A 6,873-nucleotide genomic window follows, 5' to 3' on the forward strand; every position below is an offset into this window, starting at 1 on the left:
AGCGGTGACTTTACCGAGGCCGCCGAGCCATTCCGCCTCTTTGCCACATGGCTGGAGGATGCGACCAAAAGCGAGCCCAACGACCCCAACGGCGTGGCGCTGGCGACCGTCGATGCCGACGGCATGCCTGATGTGCGGATGGTGCTGCTCAAGGGGTTCGACGAAAGCGGGTTTGTCTTCTACACGAATTTCGAGAGCGCCAAGGGCCGCGAGATTCTTGGCAGCATGAAGGCGGCGATGTGCTTCCATTGGAAATCGCTGCGCCGTCAGGTGCGCGTGCGCGGGCCGGTGGAGATCGTCAGCGATGCCGAGGCCGATGCCTACTACGCGACGCGGCCGCGCGGCAGCCGCATCGGCGCTTGGGCCTCGAAACAGTCGCGGCCTCTGGAAAGCCGCTTCGCGCTGGAGAAGGCGGTGGCCGAATACACCGCGCGCTATCCAATCGGCGAGATCCCGCGGCCAAAACACTGGTCCGGCTTCCGCATCGTGCCGCAGACGATCGAGTTCTGGCACGACCGGCCGTTCCGCCTTCACGACCGCCTGGTCTTCACGCGCAACGCGGAAGGTGGCTGGGACAAGACGCGCCTCTATCCGTGACAGTGACGGACGGGTGGCCGGATCAATCCTTTTCCAACTGGAACAGCAGGAAATGCGGCCGCTCGCTGGCGACGCCGACGGCCGGCCGTATCGTCCTTGTCGCCTGTTTCGGCACCAGGAAGGTCTCGCGCAGGTTGAGGGTGTCGCCGCTCTTGGCGCCGGAGAAGATCGCCGACGTGCAGGTCTGCACGTGGTCCTGCGTTTTCAGCGATACCGCCGATGTCGGCGACCAACGCCGACCGTCCTTGTCCATCAGCACTATCCTGCAGCCGATCCAGAGTTTTTGCAGATCGGGATCGCCCACTTTCACCGAGAAGTCGGCCAGCACAGGGACCGAATCCGGCGGCAGGTTCGCCATGCCAAAGGCGCCGCGCAAATCGGTTAGCTTCCAGTCGCTGCCGCCGAAATGGGCGCTCTCTCCCCAGACAACGCTTCGGGCGAAGAGATCGTTGTTGCCAAGCAGCGTCCTAACACTGTCGTAAGCCTCAACTGCCAAGGCCAAGGGGATAAGCAGCAGCAGCGACCACAGGCTGCGGCGGCGCCATTTCCGCTCGCTCGTCCCGCTCTCCCGATCCAGAATTTCTGCCGCCATTCGATATCCCTCAGATCGGCTGCGTCATGTCCAGTGTGTCTACCGTGCCGGGCGGCAAGCCGTCGGGTCCAATCGCGACGGGCCCGAGCGATATCTCGGCCCGCGAGTCGAGTGCGGACATCAGCTTTTCCGAAACCAGCAGAGTGGCATCGCTGACTTCGTCAGGCCGCAGCTCGAAGATCAGCCTCGCCTTCCTCGGCAGGCCGGGGTCGATGGCCACGGGAAGGAGTCCATCGGCGAAGGACAGCCGCTCGGTCTGGTCATAGGTCAGGCCTGTCGACCCGCGCCAGGACGCGACCGCTACCGTCGTCGATTGCGCCGGCGCCGCAAACTCCACCGTGACCACGGCCCAGATGCCGCCTGTGGTCAAAACCTTGCTGTCACCGAACTTGTCAACTTTCAGTTTTCGGGCGAATTCGACCTTTTCGGCCCGGACCTCGAAGCTTCGCCCGACGGCCATGTCGCCGAGCGAGCCGCGGGCGGGGATCGGCCCGACAAGGTCGCCATAGTGCGGCTTCGACACCTGCAGGCCGTAGCAGAGCGACACTGCGACGAGCAGCAGGACGATGTTCGCCAGTTTGCGCATCATGGCCGGATATCCGCGGCACTAGGCCCGCTGCCAACCGGCAGCTTCAGCGTGCCGACCGGTGCCGGATTGAACCAGCCGGGCAGGCCGTAGAGATTGTCGCGCTGCTTGTAGGTCTTGCGGATGACCGTCAGGTCGAGGCTTGCCGGCGGTGCCGCTCCGTCCGGCAATTGCCAGACATAGGCCATGCGCTCCGGCATGCCGGGGTGCAGTTCCGGTGACAGCGTGGAATCACGCGTCAGCACGATGAACGGTCTCGTCGTCGGATCGACGGTTGCCTGGGCGGCCTGCAGCAGGTCGAAATAATCCTTTGTCGACTTGGCGGTGTGGTTGGTCATTTCGAGCTCGAGGACCAGCGCCTTGGCGCCAGGCTTCAGCGGTACGCCGTAGGGGTTCTCGCCTTCGGTCGAATAGGCCTTGAGCGACCTGAGCAGCCACTGGCCCGTCTCGATTCCGCTGGCGGGCACCAGAACCGGCAGCGGCTCTTGCCTTGCGCCGAAGGCGCCCATGACGCCGGCTACCCCAATCGCCGCCACTGTGCCGATGCCGGCCACCAACCATGCCTTCAGGCGGGAGCGGGCGTCTTCAAACATTCTGGGCCTCGGCCTCTCCACCGGCCGGGGAGCCGGCCGGCTGCATGCTGTCAATTGTCTGGCGCTTGGGCAGCGCGAATGCCGTTTCCAGGATCGCGGCGAGGAAACAGATTCTTATCGGCTCGACGAGAATGCCGGTCGAAGAATCCTGGAACGGGCTGCCGAAGAGCAGCGAAACGCCCTCCGACAGCACCTGCCAGGTGTCTAGCTCATGCGGGCCGATGACGCGTGTCATTCCGAGCCACGCCCAGGCGGCCAGCCAGTCGATCAGGCGATAACCGACGATCAGCGTGACAATGAGCACCACACCCGAGCTCAGCGTGATGCGCACGCCATTGGCGATCGGCAGGTAGCGCGAGCGATAGCCGGAGATGAAGTGCTCGACGAAATCGCGCAGGAATTTCGGAATGGCGCGGTAGCGCTCGCCGAAATGTTCGACGCGCCGGTGCACACGCATCAGTTCCTTGTCGTCGCGCACGTCGTAGCCGTAGATCAGTGCCGCGAGCACCAGCCAGATCACCGGCAGGAGCATATAGAAGGACAGGTTGACCAGCCTGGTGGTCGTGTCGATGGAGGTGACCTCGACCGGAACCATGGGATCGGCAAAGGCGCTTGCGACCGGATTGGCCATACTCTCCGCGGCGGCCTGCAGGACGGACAGGATGTTGCGGCTCATGATCCAGCCGACGATCTCGTCCTTCCAGCGCGAAATCACATACAGACCAATGAAGATCCAGTTGGTCTCGCAGATGACAACGACAATCTGCCAGAAGGAGCGAGATCCGCCGCGCGTCTGCATGCTGGCGGCCAAGCGCCGGATCAGCCACGAGATCGCGACCGAAAAAATCAGCCAGCGCGAATCGAGCACATCGAGGACGTTGCCGGCCCCTTCGCCGAAGGGCGCCATGTCGAGCGTGACGCGGGAATACTGCCGAACCGTGTCGCCGAGAAACCCCCAGGCAGCGTAGTAGGCGAAGAAGGGCAGCAGCGCGACGGTGACCATGCGTGCCAGTCGCACGCCACCTGTACCAGGCTGCGCTTCGCTTTCGCCACGCGCCGCCTGCTGTGCCACACGCGTTGCCGGTAAGGCGGGCAGCAGCGTCTGGAACATGGCGACGGTGACAATGAGCTGCGTCAGCGCAACCAGTGTCAGCAAGGCAAGCCCCGCCATATGATTGACAAGGGCAGTGCGCGCGGCGATCTGCATGAACAGGTCACCGAACACGGTACCCAGAAGCACCAGGGCGACCAATTGCGGCCAGAAGCGCCACCAGAGCTTTAAGGTCAGTGCTAGCGGCTTTGCGGCATCGGCAAGCATGTCGAGGCGTTCAATCAGTCAGTGAACGCCCTCGCACTGTTTTGATTGGTCGTGCATCGATGGCAACGTCTCGGCTCATGTCCTCTCCGCCTCGTAGGACACCCCTGCCGCCTGCTCGTGAGATAGGGCGCGAGTAGTTGCATGTACAGGTCAAAATCACGCCATGCGTGAGTTTTTCAGACAATGCACAACTTGCGTGCGCCCTGGCTTTGTCGGAGCGCTGCGGGGATCTTTCGGTCAGCCCTTCTTCCTGGTCATGAATGCGGTGAGTGCGGCGCGGGCCTCGTCGGATTTCAGACGTTCGCGGAAATGCTCGCTCTCGACCTTGATGCGGGCAACAAGATCCTCGCGCGAGCCGCGCATCAGGTCGCGCGCGATCTTGAGCGCCTGCGGCGGCTTGGCGGCAATCTCGTTGGCAGACGAGAGCACCGCTGCTTCCAGCGCGTTCCCCTCGACTACGTCGTAAATCAAGCCGGCAGCCTTTGCCCGCTCGGCGGAGAAGCCTTCGCCCAGGCCGAGCAGGGCGAAGGCGCCTTGCTGTCCGAGTATCCGCGGCGCGAGCAGGCTCGAGCCGGCCTCGGGCACCAGACCGAGATCGACGAATGGCGTGCGAAAGACGGTGCGCGATGTGGCGAATGTCAGGTCGCAATGAAGGTTGAGCGTGGTGCCGATGCCGACCGCGATGCCGTCGACGCCCGACACCATCGGCTTCTGCGTCTTGGCCAGCGCCATCAGGAAATCCCAGACTTCCGTGCCGCCCTCGCCGCCGGTGGCGATGACCATGAAGTCGGCAAGGTCGTTGCCGGAGGAAAAGGCGCCGGGTACGCCGAGGAAGACGTGCACGCGAACGGCAGGATCGGCATCGCCCTCGGCAAGGGCTGTCGACATCTTCGCGTACATGGCGCGCGTCAGCGCGTTCTTCTTGTCCGGGCGGTTCATGCGGATGATCTGCACGGCGCCCTGGCGCTCGATGAGGATATGGTCGGTCACGGTCCAGTTCCTTCGAATGTCCGGATGTTTCAGGCTGAGATCAACGCCTTGCCGGCCACGGCAAGGCTTTCAGCGCCATCGATGATGCGCTCCTTCAGGGCGCGGGTCTCGCCAAGCAGGTTTTCGGCAAAGAAGCGGCAAAGCGGAACTCGGCCATGGTCTGCGAGTCCGCCCTGCGCCAGATATGCGCCGCCGGCGGTAAGTGAGATCAGCCGAAGATAGGGCGTGGCACCGGCCATCGCGGCATCGGCCTTGCCGTCTGCCATCAGCTTCTGCAGGAAGCGCGTCGCCTCGTCGAGATCGGCGAGCGCCCGGTCGAGATTGTCGGCGGTGTGGCCAAAACCCGCGACATTGGAAGTGCGCACGCCATCGGCGACCGCTTTCAATTCACCGATGTAGCGATGCACGTGTTCGCCGCCGCCGAGCGGCAGCTTGCGCGCCACCAGATCGATCGCCTGGATGCCGTTGGTGCCTTCATAAATCGGCGCGATGCGGGCGTCGCGATAAAGGGCGGCCGCGCCCGTCTCCTCAATGAAGCCCATGCCGCCATGCACCTGGACGCCGAGCGAGGCGACCTCGACGCCGACATCGGTGGAAAATGCCTTGGCAAGCGGCGTCAGCAGATTGGCGCGGTCGCGCCAGTTGGCGGCCGCCTCGCCTTCGCCGACCCGAGCGCGGTCAATGGCATGGGCACAGGAATAGCTGATAGCCCGGGCGATCTGGGTCAATGCCCGCATTGTGAGGAGATTGCGCTGCACGTCCGGGTGATGGACGATCGGCGCCATGCCCGACCCCTCATAGTCCGAGGCCTTGCCCTGCCGACGCTCGTTGGCGTAGGTGATCGCCTTCTGCGTCGCGGTCTCGGCCACCGCCACGCCTTGCATGCCGACGGCAAGGCGGGCGTTGTTCATCATCGTGAACATGCAGGCCAGCCCCTTGTTCTCCTCGCCGACCAGCCAGCCGATCGCGCCGGGGGTCGCGTTCTGGAAACCGTCGCCATAGATCATGGTGCAGGTCGGCGAGGCATGGATGCCGAGCTTGTGTTCCAGGCCGGAGCAGAAGACATCGTTGCGGGCGGCGAGGGAGCCGTCGTCAGCGACCAGGAATTTCGGTACCAGGAACAGCGAGATGCCGCGCGTGCCGGCGGGAGCGTCGGGCAGCCGTGCCAGTACCAGGTGGACGATGTTGTCGGTGAAATCGTGCTCGCCATAGGTGATGAAAATCTTCTGGCCGAAGATGCGATAGGTGCCATCGCCGGCCGGCTCGGCGCGGGCGCGCAGAGCAGCGAGATCGGAACCGGCCTGCGGCTCTGTCAGGTTCATCGTGCCCATCCACTCGCCGGAGACGAGCTTCGCCAGATATTTTTGCCTCAGCGCCTCGGAGGCGTGCTTGTCCAGCGCCTCGACCGCGCCCATGGTCAGCGTCGGGCCGATGCCGAAGGCCATGGCGGCGGAATTCCACATTTCGAGCGCGGCAACGCCGAGCATGGTAGGCAGGCCCTGGCCGCCGAATTCCTCCGGACCGGACAGCGCATTCCAGCCGCCTTCGATCCAGCGCCGGTAAAGCTCCTTCCAGCCGGGCGGGGTGGTGACGGCCGCGTCCTTGAGCACCGCGCCATGCTCGTCACCGATCTTATAGAGCGGCGCCACCTCCTCGCTGGCGAAGCGGCCGGCCTCGGCCAGGATGGCGTCGACCAAATCCTCGCCGAGATCGCCGAAAGTGCCGGAATCCAATGCCGGCTTCAGCCCGGCCACATGCTTCAGCGTGAAGGCGATATCCTCGACCGGTGCCTTATACATGCCGATTGCTCCTCCGCTGCCCCGGCCGCTCGATCGTAGGGCCTGGGCCTATGCAAAACCATCCGCCTTTGGGCGGCCTCAAGTCTTCTTTTTACGTAAACGTCAAACTTTGTCACGCGGATTTTGCAATCGCGGCGGCGCGCATTAAATTCTGAGTCCACCAGGCATTCGACCGGCGACAAACCGGAGCCCTCCATGCTCGCCAGACCCGACGCCTCGCCGCGGTGCTCGCTGGCGCATCACCGCAAACGCGCGGCCGAAGGCACGCTGCCGCAGGAGCCGGCGCCCGATCCGTTCGAGGTGCCGTCGCTGTTTCCACGTTGAGCGTCTCATCCGCTTTGAAAGCACTTCCTTAACCATAGCGGTTCAAGATCGATCCCTGGTCAGTGGGGACACCC

8 protein-coding genes are annotated in these 6,873 nt (G+C 64.1%); 2 read left to right on the top strand and 6 right to left on the bottom strand.

What is annotated here, in order from left to right:
- On the top strand, positions 1-597 hold a 597-nt coding region (pdxH, locus tag EN742_RS18655; RefSeq protein WP_128333135.1), incomplete at its 5' end, for a pyridoxamine 5'-phosphate oxidase.
- 22 nt (positions 598-619) lie between these two features.
- On the opposite strand, the gene EN742_RS18660 is transcribed toward pdxH, so the two are convergent.
- The 6 genes from EN742_RS18660 to EN742_RS18685 all read right to left on the bottom strand — a co-directional run bounded on the left by EN742_RS18660 (position 620) and on the right by EN742_RS18685 (position 6,475).
- Positions 620-1,189: a hypothetical protein gene (locus EN742_RS18660; protein ID WP_128333136.1), complete on the bottom strand. Its 570-nt coding sequence runs from the start codon at positions 1,187-1,189 to the stop codon at positions 620-622.
- Positions 1,190-1,199: 10 nt separating this feature from the next.
- A complete protein-coding gene (locus EN742_RS18665) occupies positions 1,200-1,778 on the bottom strand; it encodes a hypothetical protein (RefSeq protein ID WP_126055948.1) in 579 nt (192 codons plus the stop codon).
- Positions 1,775-2,368: a hypothetical protein gene (locus tag EN742_RS18670; RefSeq protein WP_126055949.1), complete on the bottom strand. Its 594-nt coding sequence runs from the start codon at positions 2,366-2,368 to the stop codon at positions 1,775-1,777. Before EN742_RS18670 ends, EN742_RS18665 begins: the two co-directional genes overlap by 4 nt.
- Positions 2,361-3,686: a hypothetical protein gene (locus EN742_RS18675; protein ID WP_127405693.1), complete on the bottom strand. Its 1,326-nt coding sequence runs from the start codon at positions 3,684-3,686 to the stop codon at positions 2,361-2,363. The genes EN742_RS18670 and EN742_RS18675 overlap by 8 nt, the downstream gene beginning before the upstream one ends.
- A gap of 237 nt (positions 3,687-3,923) precedes the next feature.
- Positions 3,924-4,676, bottom strand: a complete 753-nt coding sequence (locus tag EN742_RS18680; RefSeq protein ID WP_127405694.1) for a crotonase/enoyl-CoA hydratase family protein — start codon at positions 4,674-4,676, stop codon at positions 3,924-3,926.
- A gap of 29 nt (positions 4,677-4,705) precedes the next feature.
- Positions 4,706-6,475, bottom strand: coding sequence for an acyl-CoA dehydrogenase family protein (locus EN742_RS18685; RefSeq protein WP_127405695.1), 1,770 nt, complete (start codon positions 6,473-6,475; stop codon positions 4,706-4,708).
- Between the two features lie 195 nt (positions 6,476-6,670).
- Here EN742_RS18685 and EN742_RS40040 point away from each other — a divergent pair, with 195 nt between their 5' ends.
- A complete protein-coding gene (locus tag EN742_RS40040; protein ID WP_281033082.1) occupies positions 6,671-6,799 on the top strand; it encodes a hypothetical protein in 129 nt (42 codons plus the stop codon).
- Positions 6,800-6,873 lie beyond the last annotated feature (74 nt).

Origin of the sequence: Mesorhizobium sp. M4A.F.Ca.ET.020.02.1.1, assembly GCF_004022645.1 — a bacterium.
In the GTDB taxonomy this organism is placed as follows: domain Bacteria; phylum Pseudomonadota; class Alphaproteobacteria; order Rhizobiales; family Rhizobiaceae; genus Mesorhizobium.